This window comes from Myroides sp. TSA_177.3, from assembly GCF_052691955.1.
In genome coordinates this window covers 197,865-218,168 of sequence record NZ_JBQZGD010000003.1, presented here as the reverse complement: position 1 = coordinate 218,168, position 20,304 = coordinate 197,865, and the positions used below count along the sequence as shown (strand labels likewise).

Annotated in this window: 16 protein-coding genes and 1 tRNA gene; 11 read left to right on the top strand and 6 right to left on the bottom strand. The window is 36.0% G+C overall.

Going from position 1 to position 20,304, the window contains the following annotated elements; translation table 11 throughout:
• Window positions 1–10 precede the first annotated feature (10 nt).
• The 5 genes from ACUTSE_RS04795 to ACUTSE_RS04775 all read left to right on the top strand — a co-directional run bounded on the left by ACUTSE_RS04795 (window position 11) and on the right by ACUTSE_RS04775 (window position 8,202).
• Complete coding sequence (locus tag ACUTSE_RS04795) at window positions 11–3,286, top strand: hypothetical protein (RefSeq protein ID WP_445639440.1); 3,276 nt, start codon at window positions 11–13, stop codon at window positions 3,284–3,286.
• 82 nt (window positions 3,287–3,368) lie between these two features.
• On the top strand, window positions 3,369–3,974 hold the full coding sequence (locus ACUTSE_RS04790) for a hypothetical protein (protein ID WP_445639439.1): 606 nt from the start codon (window positions 3,369–3,371) through the stop codon (window positions 3,972–3,974).
• Between the two features lie 6 nt (window positions 3,975–3,980).
• Window positions 3,981–5,270, top strand: coding sequence for a gliding motility-associated C-terminal domain-containing protein (locus tag ACUTSE_RS04785; RefSeq protein WP_445639438.1), 1,290 nt, complete (start codon window positions 3,981–3,983; stop codon window positions 5,268–5,270).
• A gap of 8 nt (window positions 5,271–5,278) precedes the next feature.
• Window positions 5,279–6,211, top strand: a complete 933-nt coding sequence (locus ACUTSE_RS04780) for a PorP/SprF family type IX secretion system membrane protein (RefSeq protein WP_115092224.1) — start codon at window positions 5,279–5,281, stop codon at window positions 6,209–6,211.
• 17 nt (window positions 6,212–6,228) lie between these two features.
• Window positions 6,229–8,202: an OmpA family protein gene (locus ACUTSE_RS04775; RefSeq protein WP_445639437.1), complete on the top strand. Its 1,974-nt coding sequence runs from the start codon at window positions 6,229–6,231 to the stop codon at window positions 8,200–8,202.
• A gap of 90 nt (window positions 8,203–8,292) precedes the next feature.
• Here ACUTSE_RS04775 and ACUTSE_RS04770 read toward each other — a convergent pair whose 3' ends face one another.
• Complete coding sequence (locus tag ACUTSE_RS04770; RefSeq protein WP_445639436.1) at window positions 8,293–8,709, bottom strand: hypothetical protein; 417 nt, start codon at window positions 8,707–8,709, stop codon at window positions 8,293–8,295.
• 150 nt (window positions 8,710–8,859) lie between these two features.
• Between ACUTSE_RS04770 and ACUTSE_RS04765 the strand changes: the two genes are divergently transcribed.
• The 4 genes from ACUTSE_RS04765 to ACUTSE_RS04750 all read left to right on the top strand — a co-directional run bounded on the left by ACUTSE_RS04765 (window position 8,860) and on the right by ACUTSE_RS04750 (window position 12,056).
• Window positions 8,860–9,357, top strand: a complete 498-nt coding sequence (locus ACUTSE_RS04765; protein ID WP_445639435.1) for a DUF6265 family protein — start codon at window positions 8,860–8,862, stop codon at window positions 9,355–9,357.
• 133 nt (window positions 9,358–9,490) lie between these two features.
• The gene (locus ACUTSE_RS04760) at window positions 9,491–9,799 is read left to right on the top strand and encodes a helix-turn-helix domain-containing protein (RefSeq protein ID WP_445639434.1); all 309 of its coding nucleotides are present in this window, start codon (window positions 9,491–9,493) and stop codon (window positions 9,797–9,799) included.
• Window positions 9,796–11,028: a type II toxin-antitoxin system HipA family toxin gene (locus ACUTSE_RS04755; protein WP_445639433.1), complete on the top strand. Its 1,233-nt coding sequence runs from the start codon at window positions 9,796–9,798 to the stop codon at window positions 11,026–11,028. Before ACUTSE_RS04760 ends, ACUTSE_RS04755 begins: the two co-directional genes overlap by 4 nt.
• Window positions 11,029–11,102: 74 nt before the next feature.
• Complete coding sequence (locus ACUTSE_RS04750) at window positions 11,103–12,056, top strand: tetratricopeptide repeat protein (RefSeq protein ID WP_445639432.1); 954 nt, start codon at window positions 11,103–11,105, stop codon at window positions 12,054–12,056.
• Between the two features lie 257 nt (window positions 12,057–12,313).
• Here ACUTSE_RS04750 and ACUTSE_RS04745 read toward each other — a convergent pair whose 3' ends face one another.
• Complete coding sequence (locus ACUTSE_RS04745; RefSeq protein ID WP_115092229.1) at window positions 12,314–12,580, bottom strand: hypothetical protein; 267 nt, start codon at window positions 12,578–12,580, stop codon at window positions 12,314–12,316.
• Between the two features lie 129 nt (window positions 12,581–12,709).
• Window positions 12,710–13,117 carry a hypothetical protein gene (locus ACUTSE_RS04740; RefSeq protein ID WP_147279647.1) on the bottom strand — a complete coding sequence of 136 codons (408 nt, stop codon included), beginning with the start codon at window positions 13,115–13,117 and terminating at the stop codon, window positions 12,710–12,712.
• 637 nt (window positions 13,118–13,754) lie between these two features.
• On the opposite strand from ACUTSE_RS04740, the gene ACUTSE_RS04735 reads away from it, so the two are divergent.
• Window positions 13,755–16,631, top strand: coding sequence for a tetratricopeptide repeat protein (locus tag ACUTSE_RS04735; RefSeq protein WP_445639431.1), 2,877 nt, complete (start codon window positions 13,755–13,757; stop codon window positions 16,629–16,631).
• Window positions 16,632–16,821: 190 nt separating this feature from the next.
• On the opposite strand, the gene ACUTSE_RS04730 is transcribed toward ACUTSE_RS04735, so the two are convergent.
• From ACUTSE_RS04730 to ACUTSE_RS04720, 3 genes are all read right to left on the bottom strand, one after another.
• Window positions 16,822–16,895 (bottom strand) — tRNA-Met (locus ACUTSE_RS04730).
• Between the two features lie 204 nt (window positions 16,896–17,099).
• Window positions 17,100–18,335 (bottom strand): MFS transporter, encoded by a 1,236-nt coding sequence (locus ACUTSE_RS04725; protein WP_445639430.1) that lies wholly within the window; start codon window positions 18,333–18,335, stop codon window positions 17,100–17,102.
• A gap of 20 nt (window positions 18,336–18,355) precedes the next feature.
• Window positions 18,356–18,967, bottom strand: coding sequence for a thymidine kinase (locus tag ACUTSE_RS04720; RefSeq protein WP_002989122.1), 612 nt, complete (start codon window positions 18,965–18,967; stop codon window positions 18,356–18,358).
• A gap of 100 nt (window positions 18,968–19,067) precedes the next feature.
• Between ACUTSE_RS04720 and ACUTSE_RS04715 the strand changes: the two genes are divergently transcribed.
• On the top strand, window positions 19,068–20,300 hold the full coding sequence (locus ACUTSE_RS04715; protein WP_445639429.1) for a hypothetical protein: 1,233 nt from the start codon (window positions 19,068–19,070) through the stop codon (window positions 20,298–20,300).
• Window positions 20,301–20,304 lie beyond the last annotated feature (4 nt).

Here is a 20,304-nt window from a genome sequence, read left to right as displayed (position 1 = left end):
ATATAGCACTATGAAAAAAATCACATTATTAGCGGCAGTTTTAGGAGCTTCATATTTTGCGAATGCTCAGGTAGGTATAGGTATACCAACACCTGTTTCGTCTACACAATTAGACGTGACAGCTAACGATAAGGGTATTTTAATTCCTCGCGTTCCATTAACGGCGATAAATGAATTTAAGCCAATTGTAGGAACACAAACGGAGAGTTTATTAGTATATAATAGTAACGGTGCTGATATTCCAACCGGATTCTATTACTGGGTTGATTCCAAATGGAATAGAATTGTTGGAAAAGCAGAGCTAGATCAAGTTATTGAAAATTTAGGCGATAATATTACCAATTTAGAAGCAGATGTAAAAAACATACAAACAGTAATTAATTACATTTTACCTTCTAATCCTTCTAATGATGCTACTACGCCAGAAACACATACGACAGTAGTATATAAAGATGGTAAATTTTATACGGTAACGTATGATGCCACAACACAAACATACACAACTCAAGAAATCAATTTTGAGGATATGGTGAATGGTTTTGAAACGAAAACATTCATGAAAGAGGTATTGAATGCAGAGGGGAAAGTAATCGGAATGATTTACTTTTCAGAGCAAACAATTATCGATTGGTTAGCAGCAGATCCAGCAAATACAATTGCGAATATTCCAAATAATGCACCTGGAGCAATGCCAATCAAAGTGAAGGATATCGTGGTAAATAATATCCAAGAGATTTTAGAATCACCAACGAATATTACGATTACTACCGTTGAAGGGGATAGAACCTTTACTACCGTAGAGGAGTATTTGCAATACATTACTCAATTTTCAAATGGTAACGTAATCTATACAGAAATTGCAGATCCAGCCAATGCAGGTCAAACGATTTGGGTATTCCAATATTGGGATGAAGCAACAAATACATACAAAACCATCGACATCCAAGGTTTAGTAGAAGCTGCTGAGACCAATACTACGATTGTTACTTATAACAACAAACAATACTACTTATCAGAAGCGTATATCAAAGCAGGAGGAGAAACAAATCCAGCAAATTGGACGGCTGTTCCAGCAGGTGCGATTCACGTAGATGTAGTAGGTGGCGTAATCAACAATATCCAAGAGATTTTAGAATCACCAACCAATCTTACGATTAACACAATAGAAGGAAGTAGAACCTTTACCACAGTAGAAGAATACATACAATATATTTCTCAATATTCAGATGGAAATGTAGTGTACAGAGAAATCGACGATCCAGCCAATGCGGGTCAGAAAATTTGGGTATTCCAATATTGGGATGAAGCAACAAATACGTACAAAACTATTAACATCAAGGATTTAGTAGAAGCAGCTGAGACCAATACAACAATTGTTGTGTACAACAACAAACAATACTACTTATCAGAAGCGTACATCAAAGCAGGAGGAGAAACAGATCCAGCAAATTGGACAGCTGTTCCAGCAGGTGCGATTCACCTAGATGTAGTAGGTGGAGTGATTAACAACATCCAAGAGATCTTAGAATCACCAACGAATATCACCATTACTACAACAGAAGGTGATAAAACGTTTACAACCGTAGAGGAGTATTTACAGTATATTTCTCAGTATTCAAATGGGAATGTAATTTATACAGAAATTGCAGATCCAAACAATGCAGGTCAAACGATTTGGGTATTCCAATATTGGGATGAAGCAACAAATACGTACAAAACCATCGACATCCAAGGTTTAGTAGAAGCAGCTGAAACCAATACTACGATTGTTACTTATAACAACAAACAATACTACTTATCAGAAGCGTATATCAAAGCAGGAGGAGAAACAGATCCAGCAAATTGGACGGCTGTTCCAGCAGGTGCGATTCACGTAGATGTAGTAGGTGGTGTGATTAACAACATCCAAGAGATCTTAGAATCACCAACGAATATCACCATTACTACAACAGAAGGTGATAAAACGTTTACCACAGTAGAGGAATACTTACAGTACATTTCTCAATATTCAGATGGAAATGTAGTGTACAGAGAAATTGACGATCCAGCCAATGCAGGTCAGAAAATTTGGGTATTTCAATATTGGGATGAAGCAACAAATACGTACAAAACCATCGACATCCAAGGTTTAGTAGAAGCAGCTGAGACCAATACAACAATTGTTGTGTACAACAACAAACAATACTACTTATCAGAGGCGTATATCAAAGCAGGAGGAGAAACAGATCCAGCAAATTGGACGGCTGTTCCAACCGGTGCAATTCACGTAGATGTAGTAGGTGGTGTAATCAACAACATCCAAGAGATTTTAGAATCACCAACGAATATCACCATTACTACAACAGAAGGTGATAAAACGTTTACCACAGTAGAAGAATACTTACAGTACATTTCTCAATATTCAGATGGAAATGTAGTGTACAGAGAAATCGATGATCCAGCCAATGCGGGTCAGAAAATTTGGGTATTCCAATATTGGGATGAAGCATCTAATAGCTACAAGACTATTGATATTAAAGATTTAGTTGCGCAGACAGAGACGAAAACGCAAATCAAACGCGCTGAAGTTTCAGTGGATGGTACATTACCAGCTTTTGGAGAAGTACGTACAGCACCAATAGCAGGAGATGTGAAAAAAGGCGAAATCTTTTATGAGTACAATGCTGAGGGAGATCAAAAAGATTACATCAACATGACGGAAGATATCTTAAACTCAATCAACAATAACGAAGAGATTAAGAATGCAATCACGAATGTATTGAATTTAGGAGGTAACGTGTACTTCGGAGATCACGATAATGATGATAATACTCCTGCTGTATTCTACCAAGTAATTACCAAGCAAGATGGTACTAAAGAGAACAAAGAAATTGAATTACCAGCTTCTTTCTTAGTGAACTTGATTAACAAGTACAAAGATATTGTGAAGCAAGCATTAGGTGATACAATTATTAATGAAGGAGAAACAGTGTTCACTGGAAATGTTTACAATGGATATAAAGTGTATCTAGGAAAAGGAGCTACAACCATCCAAGTGTATTCTGCAGTTGCTACGCCTGTGTCGTTTGCTAGTTTAGCAGGTGATAAACAAATTAGACAGGTATTGGGAATCAAATTACTCAATGCAACAGGACACATTGTAACGGAGAGCACAACGGATGTTACTGTAGAGACTGGAACAACAGTGAAATTTAATATTGGTGTAGGTAATCAATATATGATGTTGCCAGCAGGTGCTTATGAAGTTGTAGTTGAATATGCTTCAAACGAGCAAGTTCAACCCTAATTTAAATTAATCAATAGCGAAATGATGGGGCTTTATTGTAACAGATAAACCCCATCATTTTAAACTTAAACAAAACAATAAGATGAAAAAGATATATTTAGGATTCGTATTTTCAGTATTGAGCACAGTAGGTTTCGCTCAAACTAAAGTAGGGGGTACACCAACAATCAATGCGAACGCGATGCTTGAAATTGAAGCTTCAGATAAAGGTCTATTATTGCCAAGATTAGAATTGGTTAGTACAACAGATTTTGCTCCATTAGAAGCGCATGTAGCAGGTATGACCGTTTACAATACCAAAAGACAAAATGATGTAGTCCCTGGGTTCTATTATAATGATGGAACAAAATGGCAACAAATGGTAACTTCAGACAATAAAGCAGTGAAGTTCTTCTATATGCCTTCTATTGTTTTTAATACGGGAACACCTGGTGCTGGAAATAAAGATTTATACCAAGAATATGTAAATCAATTTACGTTAGTTGGTAATACAGCTAGTAGCGTTGGAGCACCCGCAGTAATTCCGCATTTCCCTGAGGCAACTGATTTATATTACTATGTAACAGATTATGATGCGGCTGTTTTTTCTGGTATTTCTATTACAGCAGATGGAAAAATGACCTATACCGTAACTGGTTCAGGTAATCCATACTCTGTGATGAATATTGTTTTCGTTGTTAAAGAATAAGAAGAGATGAGAATAAACCACAAAATCTTGCTTGGTTTTTTTGCTTTGACAGGAGGTTTAGCGTTTGGACAAACCGTTAATTACGGTGGTTTGTACATTATGCCAAATACAGAAATGGCAACGCTCTTCCCGATGGAAAACAAAGAGGAAGCTTCGGTATTCAACAACGGGACGTTGTATGTATACCATAACTTGTCCAATGATGGAATATTTGATTTTAGAGAAGATGGAAAACTGAAAAATTCAGGTAAAACAATCTTTACTGCTAATCAACAACAACTCATCGGTGGAAGTCAAGGGATCCGTTTCAATAACCTCGAACTGAATAATTCAACTGCTGAAAGTGCTTTTTACTTAAGCAATGATATTTCAACAAAAGGAGAAGTTGAGTTTGTAGATGGAATTGTAACAATGGAAGAAAGTAAAGGTTCTTTTGCTTTTATGGAAGGAGCCAAAGCGAATAACCCATCAGACCAAAGCCATGTGAATGGTACGGTAGATAAAGTAGGGAAGGATGCTTTTACTTTTCCCATAGGAAATCATGGGTACTATCGCCCTGCTCATATTACTGCGCCAGAAAACAGCACAGTTTATGTAGGAGGATATAAGTACAAAGACGATGCTTTTTTTCATGATAAATCAAATGCTGCAGGTGTAATCAAAACCTTGAATACAACGGAGTATTGGTATATAGATAAAGAAACCAATGACGAGACAGGAAACAAAAATGGAAAGGCAAACAAAGAAGAAAAAAACGTCATCCTCGAGTTAAGTTGGGATGATCGTACAACTTCTCCTACTGTACTTGAAAACCCTGAAAAAGATTTACATATTGTTCGTTGGGATGAAGAAAAGAAAATATGGGTTGATGAAGGTGGAATTGTCGATATGAGTACCAATCGTATCATCACACCAGCAACAATAAAAGGATTGGGATACTTTACATTAGCAACTGTCAAAACAGATTGGTTATTAGAAGGAGATGTCGTAATCTATAACATTGTTACCGCTGATGGTGATGGAGTGAATGATTATTTCTTTATTGATAACATCCAAAGATTTCCAAACAATAGCGTTCAAATTTTCAACAGATGGGGAGCTAAAGTGTTTGAAACGAAAAACTACGATTCAAATGGCAATGTTTTTACAGGCTATTCTAAAGGGAAAATGACCTTAAATGATAGTGAGAAGCTACCTTCAGGAACATATTACTATGTTATTGTTTATGAAGTAGAGAAAGACGGCGCATCGAGAACGATTAAGAAAGCAGGGTATTTACATTTAGAAACGAATTAATAGTAAGGATGAATTTTTTAAACAAACTCAAAAAAGTTGGAACAGCCTTAGTATTGATAAGTGCTGCTCAACAAGGTTTTGCACAGCAAGAACCTCAGTTTGCACAATACATGTATAACACTTCTGTTTATAACCCTGCGTATGCTGGTACAAGAGAAGTATTAAGTGTATTTGGAAATTATAGAACACAATGGGTAGGATTAGATGGAGCTCCAAAAACAGCGAGCTTTTCCGTAAGTACGCCTATTAATGATTCTAATGTAGGATTGGGCCTTTCTTTTGTCAATGATAAGATTGGTATTATGGATGAGAACAATATTGCTATTGATTTCTCGTACAAAATAAAACTGAACTATAACTATCAATTGGCTTTCGGATTAAAAGCCTCTGCGGATCTCTTGAATGTAGATTATACAAAAGGACATCCTTTTGATCCCTCAGATATCAATATCCAAGAAAATATCTCCAATAAGTTTACACCCAATATTGGTGCAGGGGTATACCTTTATTCTGATCGATCGTATTTAGGGGTATCCGTGCCTAGCTTTTTAGAAACACACCGTTATGATGATAACGATGTAACAACAATGAAACAACGCATGCAGTTGTATTTAATCGGGGGATATGTATTTGATATCAATCCAGATTTAAAATTCAAACCTGCATTCTTAATGAAAACGGTACAAGGAGCACCTTTACAGATTGACTTAACCGCAAATTTCTTGATTTTTGAGAAATTAACTGCAGGAGTTGCGTATCGTTGGGATGCCGCTGTTAGTGGATTGGTCGGATTTCAAATCAGTGAAAGCCTATTCGTAGGATATTCTTATGATGCAGATACATCCAAATTGAAACATTACAACAGTGGATCACATGAGTTTTTCTTACGTGCCGATATCTTTAATCGATACACAAGAAAAACATCGCCGCGTTTCTTCTAACCTAAAGATGATAAATTATGCAAAAGAGATTAGTTAAATTACTAGTTTTATCTTCAATCGCGTTGACAACATCAATAGGATGGGCACAAGAAAGGCGTGAAAATAAAGCAGATCAAAAATTTGAAAAGTACGAGTATATCAATGCGATTGAGATATATGAAAAAGCAGTTGAAAAAGGATTTAAAAGCGTAAACACGCTGCAAAAACTAGGAGATGCTTATTATTTTAATGGCAAGCTGACTGAGGCGAATAAATGGTATGAAGAACTATTTCAATTTGCGAAAGAGAATCAGGCCTCTATCGGTTCAGAATATTACTATCGCTATGCACAAACCTTGCGTGCGATGCAACAATATGAAGAAGCAGATGCCTATATGACGAAGTTTACAGCTTTGGAACAAACGGATTCTCGCGCTCAATTGTTTGAAGCAAACAAGAATAATTACAGAACGGATATTGAGAAGCGTTCAAATCGCTATGAAGTAGAAGCGCTGCAAATCAACAGTGAGTATTCAGACTATGGAGCAGCGATTTTTAAAGATCAATTGATCTATACCTCTGCGAGAGCATCAAATGATGTTTCGGGGAATAAAGTACACAAATGGACCAATGAAGCCTATACAAGTTTATATGCTTCAAAAATTAAACAGGACGGAACATTTGATGAACCCCATACCTTCTTCAATGGAGATGGAAAGGACATCAACCAATCAACGGCTGTTTTCACCAAAGATGGTAAAACGATGTATTTTACTCAAAATGCAAGTGCAACCAAAGATGAAATACAACAGAATCGCTTTAAAAATGCCTTGTTACAGTTGTTCAAATCTACGTTACAAGAAGACGGAACTTGGAGCAAGCCTGTGGCATTGACGATTAATGATGCGAAAGCAAATAACGCACACCCTGCGTTAACGCCAGATGATAAATGGTTGTATTTCGTTTCAGATCGCAGTGGATCTATCGGACAAAGTGATTTATTTCGCGTAGCGATATTAGAAGATGGAAGCTTTGCGAAAGTAGAGAATCTAGGAAAGCAAATTAATACAGAAGGACGCGAAACTTTTCCGTTTATTTCAAGTGATTTTATGCTCTACTTCTCAACCGATGGTAGACCTGGATTAGGTGGATTAGACATCTTCATGGCGAAAATGAATGTAGATGGATCTTTTGGAACCGTTACAAATATTGGAGAGCCAATGAATAGTCCTGCGGATGATTTTGGTTACTACTTTGATCCTAAAACAAAAAAGGGATTCGTTAGCTCCAATCGAGCTGGTGGAACAGGAGGAGATGATATCTACTTCGTACAAGAGAAGAAAGAAATCATTTGCAAACAAAGTATTGCTGGTTGGGTGTTTAATGCTTCTACAAGAGAATCTTTAGCCCATGCTAAAATCACGGTATATGATGCTACTTACACGGTATTGGATAGTATTCATGCAGATGATCAAGGGAAGTTTAATGTAACCGACCTAGATTGTGGTAAAAAATACCGTTTAAAAGCAGAAGCGGAAGGATTCCAAACCAAAGAAATTGCGCAGACCATGGGGTATGAATTAAATGCAGTAGAGCAAGTAGAAATTGGATTAGAGCCTCTTCAAGAAACAATTACGGAAGATGATGATTTATTCAAGAAATTGAAATTACAACCAATTTATTTCGATTTTGATAAAGCAACCATCCGACCTGATGCAGCAGTAGAATTAGCACAAGTTGTTGAGGTATTGAAAATGTATCCAAATATCAAGATTGACGTTCGTTCGCATACGGATAGCCGTGGAAATGATGCTTATAATATGAAGTTATCAGACCGTAGAGCAAAATCAACAATGCAATGGATGATTAAACAAGGCATTGATCCAGAGCGAATCTCAGGAAGAGGATATGGAGAAAGTCAGTTAATCAACGAATGCAAAAATGGTGTTCCATGTTCAAAAGAACAACACCAAGAAAATAGAAGAAGTGAGTTTATCATTGTAAAAATGTAAAATTAGTGCTGCTATAAACACATTATTTTAATTCCCAAAAGGGCCACTCGATCAGAGTGGCCCTTTGTTGTTTATAAAGGCTAAACAAGGCTAAACAAGGCTAAAAACGAACAAGAGCTCCTTTTGGGAGCTCTTGTTGTATAGTACTGAAACATTAGGAGGAGGATCTACTAGTGTTATATATGGATTCGAATGGATGACAGGTTGGTAGAAGTACAGTTTGCCTGTAAAGCGAAGTCGATCTTTTGTTTGCGGTTGTTCCAACACTTGTGCAATAAAAAACGTTTCACAGCTGATGTTGGTCGTCTTACAGCTTTTACTCTTGGTCGCTTTTCCAGTATCTTCTGAAGGAGTAGCCCCCAACTGATAGACATACATATTCGCAATCGGACAGAAAGACTGCTTGTCCTCACAATCTTGTTGGGCGAAAAAATTAATCTTTTCAACCCCTAACAAAACAAATATGAGACACAAAAATTGGGCGATATGTCGATTGTACTTCATCATGAATGAAACAAATATATTTAGTTTTTAGTCATCTTCCTTTCTTTTTAGGTAAAGTTTAGCAGGAAAAAAAAGAGAACCACTTTTTTATAGGATGTTATAGAATTAACTACCTTTAATAGATAACTCACACAAACACTAAAAATTGAAACGATGAAAAAAGGAATAGTACTAGCGATTATGGCTGTTGTATTTGCCTCATGCAAAGACGGGAAAGAGCATCCACAACAAGAACCTGTAGCGACACAAGCGCAAACAGAAGTAACCCAAACCGCAAATTTAGATTGGCTTTTGGGGAATTGGAAAAGAACCAATGACGAAGCAGGTCGTTCTACTTTTGAAACGTGGAAAAAAACAAGTGCTACGCAATATGATGGAATTGGCTATACACTTGCACAAGGAGATACCTTGAGTAAAGAGTATATGAAAGTAGAACAAGTAAATGGACAATGGAGCTTGTTTGTCAGAACCTCAGATGAAGCCGATACAGTCGAATTTAAAGTCGCAGAATTAAAAGAAAACACCTTGCTTTGTGTCAATGAAGCGCACGATTTTCCAACACATATCGCCTATCAATTGGATGGAGATAAACTAAAAGCGAAGGTGTCAAATAAGGATATGGTGATTGACTTTGACTTTGTGAAAGAGTAAGGAAAACATAAATATTCGAACTTGTTTTTCAATAAGAATCAAGCCGAAATACCATTGTTTATCAGTTTGTTGTTTTGTATATTTGTAATACAATAATGTTAGTTAAAGCATATTTTTAACTTTAAATACCATCATGATGTTTCTTATATCACCTTATAAAGCACAGTTGAAACTTGCAGCGTTTATTCGTGAAAGACGATTATTAAAGGAGCTTACACAAGAGGGGTTAGCAGATCGTTCTGGTGTTCCTTTATCTACACTTAGAAAGTTTGAACAGAAAGGAGTGATTTCTTTAGAATCCTTCCTTAAATTGTTGATGGTATTAGGTAGTTTGGAAGATGTATTGGAAGTAATCGAACCTCCTAAGGTTACCTTTAAATCCATAGATGATGTTTTGAAAGAGGAGACCAAAACAAGTAGAAAACGAGGACGTAAAAGATGAGAGAGTCAGTTAGAGAGATTAAAGTAGGAATAGATTTCGGAAATGAAGTTGAACCCGTTGGGCGTTTAGCGCAACGAGATGCTATAGTTTATTTTGAATATGATGATACTTTTCTCTCGAAATCTATTGAGCTATCACCATTTCGTTTACCGTTACAATCGGGTCTAATTGAACTTCCAGCTAAACCATTTGAAGGATTAGCAGGTGTTTTTGCAGATAGTTTACCTGATGGTTGGGGACGATTGCTTTTTGATCGTATGATGCGAAAAGACGGTATATTACCTGCTGCAATAACAGTTTTAGATCGTTTGGCTTATGTTGGTGAGTATGGAATGGGAGCGTTGGTTTATGAGCCTGATAAGAGTCCTTCTAGCGAGGAAAACGAAATTGATTTAGATTACCTAGCTGATCAAACAAAACAAGTATTAGAGGGAGAATCAGAGTTAGTAATCAAAGAGTTATTGGCTTTAAATGGATCCTCTGCTGGTGCTAGACCTAAAGCATTAATTGGTGTTGATGAAAAAAGAGAAATAATAGTACATGGAGCAAAACAATTGACTCCCAATTTTGAACACTGGTTAGTGAAATTCCCAAATACTCAAGATGGAAATGATGCAGGAGCAATTGAATATGTCTATGCTTTAATGGCGAATCAAGCTGGAATTTTAATGCCTGATGTACATTTATTCCCTTCAGATAAAGGAAGTGGATATTTTGCCGTTAAGCGCTTTGATAGAGAAAGAAATGAGCGATTTCACCTCCATACTGTAGCGGGATTGACACATAGTGATTTTAGGTTTCCATCTTTAGATTATGAAGATTTAATTACTTTAACTAGAAGCCTAACTCAAGATCATAGGGAAGTTGAAAAAATGTATCGTTTAGCTGTCTTTAACGTCATGGTTCACAATCGAGATGATCATGCAAAGAATTTTAGTTTTTTAATGAATAGTAAAGGGCAATGGTCCATGACACCTGCTTATGATTTGACTTTTTCTAGTGGCCCGGGAGGTGAACATAGCACAATGGTTATGGGAGAAGGTAAAAATCCAACAGTCATCCATTTGAGGAAACTGGGGTTGAATGCATGTCTTTCAAAAGAGCTTGTTGATTCTATTCTTGAACAAACAAAAGAGGCTATACTATCTTGGAGAAAATTAGCTAGTGAATATGAAGTAAGTAAAGAAAATGTGAACTTGATTGGTAAAGTAATTGATCAATATGTATAAGAAGATTTGTTTCTAGATAAGTAGAAACGAAGCATTCAGGATTATTTTTAAAATCGAAGCTAAATAGAGAAACAATGAAACAGATCCTTGCAATTATTTTATTTTTTTCTTTTTATCAAGGAATTGGACAAGCAAAAAAAATTGGTCCAGACGAATTGTTATTTGAACAAGCGTATTTAATTCAAAATTTTATCCAAGAAGAACTTGCGTTAGATTATTATCTTTATTCTAGTAGTGTAGACAAATCTGCAAAAGAACTTGCAGTTGATATAAGAGATAAAATGCTAATAAAGGCTATTGATTTATATCAAGAACTAATAAAGGAATACCCGAAGTCAAAATGGACATTTAGAGCTTTAAACAATATTGGATTTGCAGAATTAGCGTTACAAAATAAGGATAAAGCAAAATTGCACTTTGAACAAGTATTGAAAAGTAATGCGAATGATAAAGAAAAAGGCGGAGCGGGTTCTGGTATTATGGGAGAACCCTATGCAAACTATAAAAATAGAGCCGCTAGAGAATTAGCTAAAATCTATATAGAGGAACAGAATTTCGATAAAGCATTAGAGTATTTAGCTTTAACTAAGCAATATACCTATCAGCATTTTTGTGGTAATGCTTATGCTGAAGAAAAAATTACAATGAGTTTGCTTTACGCTAAATGTTATGTTGGATTGAATCAAATAGATAAGGCAATCCAAACTCTTTTTCCCAATCTTCTTGAAAATGGACTTGCCGACAACTCGGAGCTAGTGCATTTTACTTATGATATTTTGAGTACGCAATATAAACAAGAAGAGTTGAAAAGTTTATTTGCTGCGAGTTTTGAAAATCATCAGATTAAAACGATCAAAGAGAAAGAAATCCAGTATGAACAAGACTATATTACATTTCTAGGAACAGATATCGAGTTAAATTCATGGCAATTAGAATATCTGACAGGAGAAGAGAGAGAACAAGAAATTAAACGTATTTATGAAAAATCGTTGTTTACTCAATTATTGGATAAGAATGAAAAAGAATAAAAGGGTATAATCTTTTGCTCGGATCTAGAAGAAAAAACAGGTTGTAGTTAAATCCATTTTTAAATAAAGAAACCGCCAATTCATGGCGGTTTCTCTTGATATTCGTTATGGTAAATAACTTAAATATCGAAGTAAGGTGAAGCGTTAGTAAGGCTTTCTACTTCAGGTAAAATGAGATTCTTCTTCTAATGCAATACTAGTATTACATGTACTTCATTGTTTAATTTAGTTGCAATAGAAGACTTTTTGAATCACGCTTAGTTTTTATAACAAGGTAAACCTTGTCCGTAAGTATCAGCTTCTTCTTGATCAATACATTTGTTGTCTAACGCTTGCTTAATCACTTTAACAATAGCTAAACAGTTTGCGTCAGATTTATCTTGATTGTAATTGTTATAAGCAGTTTCGTATGCTTTAGTAAGTGCAGCTTCATCGCAGCTTCCACTTCCACTATCATCACTGCTACAAGACATAAACATAAATAAAGTAGCTACAATCGAAATTTTTAGAATTTGTTTCATCATTTGGTATATAAGTGTTTTAATTAAATTTAGTGCTATTGTAATTTGCATATCCTAAATTACAGAGGCGGTTTTTTGATATAATATATAGGTAGGATTTTACTTTTTCAGCATTGATTTTTACTAGGATTATCAATTTGGATTGTGTTTTAAATTGTTCTCCATGTCAAGATATTCGTTGTCACTTTTCAGCTTATAAGCCTTAACACGAGCTGTAACATAAAATTTTTTTCCTTTTTGATCTACCATATAAACAGGATTTAGCACGCCGTCTGCCCCCGCTTTTATCGCTGCTTTTTCTGCTTCCATAAAAGCCAACTCTTTCAGTTGATCTACATTGTATTTCTTGAGTTTTTTCGTATTAACCACAACACCTTGGTATTGCTGATCCATCATCGTATAATCACTTCTTTTTAATTTTGAATCTACACGTTGTGTTTGTGAGTTAACTCCTGTTGCATAAGGTTGAGTCCCTCCACAAGAATTAAGCATAAGTGATAAAACAAGTAACGATCCAAATAAGTAGGGTTTTTTAACCATTTTGTTTTGAATTTTTAGTTATTTATTAATAGTTGAGTAAGTCGATATCAGATCCATTCTCTGTTTGGAAATTCGGTACAAATGTATAGCCGTGTTGATTATTCTTCTAGGTAAAAATGAAGCGAAAACTTGGCGTTTTTTGCGCATAAAACAGTTGAAAAACAATGCGTAAATAGATTAAATGACTAATTGTTAGTTTGTTATGCTTGTTGGGGTAAAAGAGTGTTTTCTTTTTTTTAAATCAGCAGATGCATTAAATTTTAGTTGCTGTTACCTTCTTTTTAGCATGAAGTGATACTGATTTTTTGAAGCTATAAAGTTGTGTGTTACTCTCTTTTTGATGCATTATTCCAGGTATTCCTAGAAAGCGTGTTTGTTCTTGATACAGAATTGTATCGTATGAACATCAGCTTTTGTAAGGAGTACATAGAGAAAAGCTATTGATATAAAACGGGGATGTCATACTGTATTAAAACGTACACGGCATTCCAAAGAAGGAGAATGAACCAATAATCAAATTGTTTTTAATTTTTTAATAAATGTATTTTCCTAAGGATATTTTGTTAGGTATATTCTATTTAATAAGTTTTTTTTAAAAATTTGTTTTGTTAATTTCGCGCATGTCAAAATTCACCTAATGAACAAGTGCTTTTCTTTCTTACTCCTTTTTTTCTTTATTCATTCTACGCTTTTTTCACAATCAGACAAACAAGTGTTAGAAAACAAGATAGACTCCCTAACGAATATTCTAACTACCAAAACTGTTACGGATACTTTGACAGTTGGTCAAATGAATACGCTTGCTCGTCTTTTGGTTCAAGAGAAACAATTTGATCGTGCTTTTAGTTATGCTCAAAAGGCGCTAAAATTATCAGAACAGCTTGGTTTTAAAAGAGGAAAAGCAAATACGTATCACGTTCTCGGCAAGTTTTACGAAAAGCAAGAAAAAGATCTTGAAGCAGTGAAAAATTTTGCTGCGGGTTTAAAAATATATGAAGAAATTGGAGATGAACGAGAAGTTGCCTATTCTTATTACTACATTGGAACGCTTTATGATTATCAAGGAGACTTTCCAGAAGCCCTAAAAAACTTATACGCTGGGCTAAAAATATTTGAAAAAATAGGGTATAAAAAGGGAATTGGATTGTGCAACAGCGGTATTGGTATTATTAATGGAAATACGGGTAAGCACGATGAAGCTTTACAAAATTACGCAGTAGCGTTAAAAATATGGAAAGAAACTGGGGATGTATTAGGGATCTCAGAGTGTTACAATAATATTGGACTTATTTATGAGTATCAAGGCAAGTATCCTGAAGCATTGGAAAATTATTTTGCCGCTTTAGAACTAAAAAAAGAATTAGGGAATAAGCGTGGAGTGGCAGGGGTATATAACAATATTGGTGCTGTTTATCAACGACAAGGCAAATACACGGAGGCCCTAGAGAGTTTTTCGAATTCTTTAAAGGGATTCGAGGAAATTGATGAAAAGGGTGGAATCGCAATGTCATACCTGAATTTAGGGATTATAGAATCTAAATTAAACCGACCAGCCTCAGCTAAAGAACAGTATAAAAAAGCCTTATCTATTGCTAAAGCAATGGGGCGAAAAGAACTTATCATGAATATTTACCACAACGCTACGTTGGATGATAGCGCTTTGGGGGATTATAAAGATGCATTCGAAAATTATAAACAATACATTGTCTATCGCGATAGCTTGATGAATGAAGACAGCGAAAGGCAAAGCTTGGCGATAGCCATGGAGTATGAGTATGATAAAAAAGAGGCTGTAATCCAGGAGGAACTTAAAACTAAAAAATTACAGCGAAATGTTGCATTGGCAAGTGTGGTTGTAATGGGACTGTTTGTCGTTTTCGCTGTTTATCTTTTCAGATTGAGAAACAAAAAATTGAAATTTGAAAAACAAAATCTAGAATTGCAACGTAGAGAAGTGGAGACGATTAAAGAAACCGAACAGTTTAAATCTCGATTTCTGGCTAATATCTCACACGAGTTCAGAACGCCTCTTACCTTAATCAACGGACATATTGAAGTATTAAAAGAAAACGGACGAAAAGAAGATTTTTCTCATTTTGAAGAAATCGAACAAAACGGAAAAAGGCTGCTTACTTTAATCAATCAATTGCTTGACCTATCTAAAATGGAAAGTGGAGCCTATAAACTTCACTATAAAAAGGGAGATGTATTGAACGAAGCAAGTATGCTAGTGCAATCTTTTCATTCCTATGCAGAACAACACCATATTGAATTAAAATTAAACCAGACAGAACGCGTAAAAGTTGGGTTGGCAGAAAGTCCGTTTATCTATTCTTCTGAAGCATTAACTGTGATTATTACTAACTTACTGTCTAATGCTATTAAATATACTCCTCCTGGAGGAAGTGTAACGGTTGAAATAGATTATCAGGATGCTAAACTGTTGGTAACGGTTGCTGATACAGGTAATGGAATAGAGGCAGAAGACCTACCTAAAATTTTTGATCGATTTTATCAGGTGGAGGATCCCGGGAAGAGGGCTTATGCTGGTTTCGGTATTGGATTAGCTTTAGTAAAAGAGCTCGCTGTACTACATGGAGGAGATATCAAGGTAGAATCTCCAGCTGATGGTGGCTGTACGTTTACTTTTTGGATTGATAGTGCAACAACAGAAAATAATACAAACCTAGCGTTTACTGAGCAAAATATCGCTTTTCCCGTGAAAGAGGAAAGCCCGCTTGAGCATAAGGAACAACAAGACACAGCGCTTCCACTAGTACTTATCGTGGAGGATCAACCCGAATTACGTCATTTTATAACGCAAAATCTTGGGAAAGAATACCAGTATGTAGAAGCTTCAAATGGAAGTGAAGGACTAAAATTGGCAGAGGAATTAGTACCAGATTTAATCATTAGCGATGTAATGATGCCTGATACGAATGGGTTTCAATTATGCGAGATATTGAAAAATAACATAGCAACTTCCCATATTCCAATTATATTATTAACTGCAAAAGCGGAGCAGAAAGATATATTGTTGGGCTTGGAAACAGGAGCAGATGACTATCTTGCGAAGCCTTTTTCCTTGGCAGAATTAAAACTTCGTGTAAGAAATATGCTGAAGTTTAAAGCATTACTTCGCGAAAAATTCAAAGGGAATAGTCTACCGTCGGAGGAGACAACCCCTGAATTAAACAAGAAAGAAAGAAAATTTATTGACGATTTAGAATTAGCTGTTCAACAAAATGTTTCGAATGTGCAGTTTGGTGTAAATAACTTGGCAGAAACAGTATTTCTATCTGTGAGTCAACTTACTCGAAAATTGAAAACCATAACAGGGAAAACACCTGCTGATTTTATACGCGCGCTTCGTTTTGAAAAAGCGATTCAATTGTTAAAAGAGGGGGCAAGTGTAGCAGAAACTTCGTGGGCAGTAGGATTTGAAGATCCCGTTTATTTTAGCAAAGTATTTAAAAAACACTTTGGCTTTCCTCCTTCTTCGGTAAAGAAATAAAGAGTCATACCTGTTATAGGTGTCAGATTTTAAAATATCAATCGCACAGGTACATTTACTAGGCGGGAGCGCTAACTTTGTTGTTTCGCTCTCAACTTTTGTGCTTGATTCAGAATGATTACAACCCACCAACCGTTCACGATAAAACAAAAAAAAAGACCTAATCTTTCGATTAAGTCTTTTTACCTTGTAGCGAAGACGGGAGTTGAACCCGTGACCTCAGGGTTATGAATCCTGCGCTCTAACCAACTGAGCTACCTCGCCATATATTGGACTGCATTATTTTGTTAATGCGAGTGCAAATATAGAACAAAATATATATAATGCAAGGCGTAAAAGCTCGATTTTATTTAGAGTTTTAAATTTTAACATTTAATTTTTATTCCTTTTCAGCTATCCCATTTGTAATCAATAACTAACGATATTTTATTTCTTTCCGTGAAAAAGCAAGAAAAGACAAGGGAACACTTATACTTTCGGTTTAATCATTTTTCCAACCGTATAATTTAATCCAAAAGCAGAAAGTAAAAAGACCGATCCCATCACAATCCACAAGGTATTGTAACCAAAATTAGCCGCAATCTTCGTTCCTAAAATAGGAGCAATAATGAATCCAACGGCAAATGTTAACCCATTTACTCCCATATACGCCCCTTTACTCGAATCATCCGCACGCATAGCAGTAACAGTTGAGGTATAAGGGAAAATAAGCATTTCCGAAGCACTTAATAACGTAATAGAAAGGAAAATGGTAAATAAGCTGTGATCCAACAAGAAAACACCAAAAGCTAGGGGAGCAATTAAAGCCCCATAGAAAATCGTTTTCTGCGTAGTTAAATGGCGTTCTGCCATGTGTACCAATAGCATCTCAGTTAAGAAAATCAACAAACCACTATACCCTAAGACAATTCCAATTTCAAATTCATTCAAGCCACCCACTTTCTCATAGAAAATAGGTAAGGTGCTAAAAAGCTGTAAAAAGGCAATGGAATATAACGTACAGAAGAAACTGTAAAACAAGAATAGTCCATCTTTATAAGGAGATTTGCGTTTGGTACCCGAAGCACCTAAAGTAATATCTTGATCCTCTTCAACGGATACCGTCGGTTTAGGGTTTTCTTTACGCCCTTTAAAGAAGTAGATGAATACAACTGCCGCGAAGAAAGCTGCACCTGCATTGATGTAAAACAATAAAGCATAAGAAATTGCGGCTAACATTCCTCCCATAGCAGGACCAATGGAAAATCCAAGATTCACTGCCATGCGGTTTAAGGAAAAAGCACGCGTAATATTTTCTGGTCGAGCGTATTTTGTAATAGCAACAGAGTTGGCAGGACGAAACATTTCACTGATCGTACTTTGAAAGAATATCATCAAAGCCAAACTGATGACAGAAGTAAAGTGAGGCAGTAAAATAAACATCGGAATACTTCCAAGTAAGCTCAAATACTGTAATTTGTAGTTACCGATTTTGTCCGTAATCCACCCACCTAACATCGAACCAGTCATTGAACCAAGTCCATAACAAGCTAAAACATAGCCCGTTTGTTCATCTGTAAAATGAAGCTCTTTGGTCATGTAAACACCTAAGAAAGGAAATACCATCGATCCAGCTCTATTGATTAACATAACGATGGCTAACATCCAAGATGCAGAGGATAATCCTCGATAAGAGTCTAGATAAATTTGGTATATTTTTTTCATGACGTGTTTAATCTATATAATCAGGGTTTGGGTTTTTCTTTTTTGAGTTTTTCAGCTTCTCGCATTGCGTTATAATACGCAGCTCTACTCAGCGGTTCATATTCTTCTGTTTCGCCAAGCATAACAATAGCATCACTAGCAGCCTTTCTGTAGCTATAATGTGCCAAGTTACCTGTGCGTGTACATACTGCGTGTACTTTGGTGACATATTCGGCAGTAGCCATCAGGGCAGGCATAGGACCAAAAGGATTTCCTTTGAAGTCCATATCTAAACCAGCAACGATAACACGAATACCCGAATTGGCTAATTCATTGCAAACATTGACAATTTCATCATCAAAGAATTGCGCCTCATCAATACCAACCACATCGCAACCACTAGCTAAAAGTCGAATGCTATCTGCTGTGGGTACTGGAGTAGAACGGATTTCATTAGAATCGTGAGATACGACATACTCATCGTGATATCGCGTATCTACAGCAGGTTTAAAAATTTCAACTTTTTGCTTGGCAAATTGGGCTCTTTTTAGTCGACGAATCAGTTCTTCTGTTTTTCCAGAAAACATTGATCCACAGATTACTTCGATCCAACCAAACTGTTCTTTGTGATTAACAGGAATTTCTAGAAACATTTTGTAATTTTCAGGTCGAAACCAGTAGTTTTTTTGTTACTTTGTGAAGGACAAATTTATCAAAAAAAGCTTGTATAATTTACTAATGAAATTAAAAGTTATGAAGAAAGTCTTAGAGGGAGAGTTGTTGAGCATCGTTCATCGCGTTTTACAGATGAAGGATACTGATGTGGATAAGTTATATGTTGAAGCCAAAGAACTGTATGAGAAGCTTCAAATTTTAAAATTTTATCAAGATAACCTAGCATTAGGACTTGTAAACGACATAACTGAAGATCAGTTAGTAGCAAAATTAAGTGCGGTGAAACAAGCCGAAACAAGCGAGCAAGAAATTGCGATGATAGCTGCTCCAGAAGAAGAGGATACACGATCTCAAATTCCAGCAGATCTCATCGTGGAAGATTATCCAATCGTTGTGGAAGCAGAAAAAGAAGCTGTGGTGGATTTTGATGCACCTGCTGTGGTTGAAGAAGAAATCGCTGAGGAAGATGAAGAGGAAACAAGCCTTGAATTTGAACAAGAAGAGCAAGACGAGGAGGCAGAAGAAGCCGAATTTGCTGCTCTTGTAGAAGAAGAGATTGAGGAGGAAACTGAGGAGGAACAAGACGAGGAGCTAGAAGAAGAAGAAGAGGAAGAATGGACGGAAGAGGATACAACAGAAGTGCTGGAGGAAGAGGAATTAGCAGATCAAGTGGTTGCCGAAACGACTGAAAACGAACAAACGTTTGAATTCCAAGAGGAAAAAACGGAAGAAGAAGTATTTGCACCTTTAACTGGAGATCAAAGAGAAGATAATCCGTTTGAAGGATTTGATTTCGGAGAGATTGAGTTTATTCGAGTTGAAGACTTAGCAAAGGAAGATACGATTCTCGTAGATGACAGTATGTTTGAACGAGTAGGAGAACAAACAACTCCAGTAGAAGAAAACCAATCGACAGATAACTTTTTCGCTCAACAAGTAGAAGAGCAAACAAAACAACAAGAGGAAAAGGAAGAAGAGAAAGAAGACAAGGTTGAAAATCAACAAAATATGTTGTTCAATTTAGATCAAGTATCGGTGAGAGAACCTCGTATTGTGAAAAAATCAATCAATGACATCTATCGCGGTACAATTGTAGTGGGATTAAATGATCGCATTGCTTTTGAGAAACACTTGTTTGCCAATAGTTCGGAAGACTTCAATCGCGTATTGTCGCAGTTGAATACCGTAAGTACATACGATGAAGCAAGAAGTTTTGTAGAGCACTTGGTGAAACCAGAATACAATAATTGGGAAGGTAAAGAAGAATATGCTGAGCGTTTTATGGCGTTAATTGAAAAGCGTTTCGAATAAGATT

Bases quoted from the DNA above. Each gene is read 5' to 3' on its own strand.
- ACUTSE_RS04795 (WP_445639440.1), top strand. From the start codon at position 11: ATGAAAAAAATCACATTATTAGCGGCAGTTTTAGGAGCTTCATATTTT.
- ACUTSE_RS04790 (WP_445639439.1), top strand. From the start codon at position 3,369: ATGAAAAAGATATATTTAGGATTCGTATTTTCAGTATTGAGCACAGTA.
- ACUTSE_RS04785 (WP_445639438.1), top strand. From the start codon at position 3,981: ATGAGAATAAACCACAAAATCTTGCTTGGTTTTTTTGCTTTGACAGGA.
- ACUTSE_RS04780 (WP_115092224.1), top strand. From the start codon at position 5,279: ATGAATTTTTTAAACAAACTCAAAAAAGTTGGAACAGCCTTAGTATTG.
- ACUTSE_RS04775 (WP_445639437.1), top strand. From the start codon at position 6,229: ATGCAAAAGAGATTAGTTAAATTACTAGTTTTATCTTCAATCGCGTTG.
- ACUTSE_RS04770 (WP_445639436.1), bottom strand. From the start codon at position 8,709: ATGATGAAGTACAATCGACATATCGCCCAATTTTTGTGTCTCATATTT.
- ACUTSE_RS04765 (WP_445639435.1), top strand. From the start codon at position 8,860: ATGAAAAAAGGAATAGTACTAGCGATTATGGCTGTTGTATTTGCCTCA.
- ACUTSE_RS04760 (WP_445639434.1), top strand. From the start codon at position 9,491: ATGATGTTTCTTATATCACCTTATAAAGCACAGTTGAAACTTGCAGCG.
- ACUTSE_RS04755 (WP_445639433.1), top strand. From the start codon at position 9,796: ATGAGAGAGTCAGTTAGAGAGATTAAAGTAGGAATAGATTTCGGAAAT.
- ACUTSE_RS04750 (WP_445639432.1), top strand. From the start codon at position 11,103: ATGAAACAGATCCTTGCAATTATTTTATTTTTTTCTTTTTATCAAGGA.
- ACUTSE_RS04745 (WP_115092229.1), bottom strand. From the start codon at position 12,580: ATGATGAAACAAATTCTAAAAATTTCGATTGTAGCTACTTTATTTATG.
- ACUTSE_RS04740 (WP_147279647.1), bottom strand. From the start codon at position 13,117: ATGGTTAAAAAACCCTACTTATTTGGATCGTTACTTGTTTTATCACTT.
- ACUTSE_RS04735 (WP_445639431.1), top strand. From the start codon at position 13,755: ATGAACAAGTGCTTTTCTTTCTTACTCCTTTTTTTCTTTATTCATTCT.
- ACUTSE_RS04725 (WP_445639430.1), bottom strand. From the start codon at position 18,335: ATGAAAAAAATATACCAAATTTATCTAGACTCTTATCGAGGATTATCC.
- ACUTSE_RS04720 (WP_002989122.1), bottom strand. From the start codon at position 18,967: ATGTTTCTAGAAATTCCTGTTAATCACAAAGAACAGTTTGGTTGGATC.
- ACUTSE_RS04715 (WP_445639429.1), top strand. From the start codon at position 19,068: ATGAAGAAAGTCTTAGAGGGAGAGTTGTTGAGCATCGTTCATCGCGTT.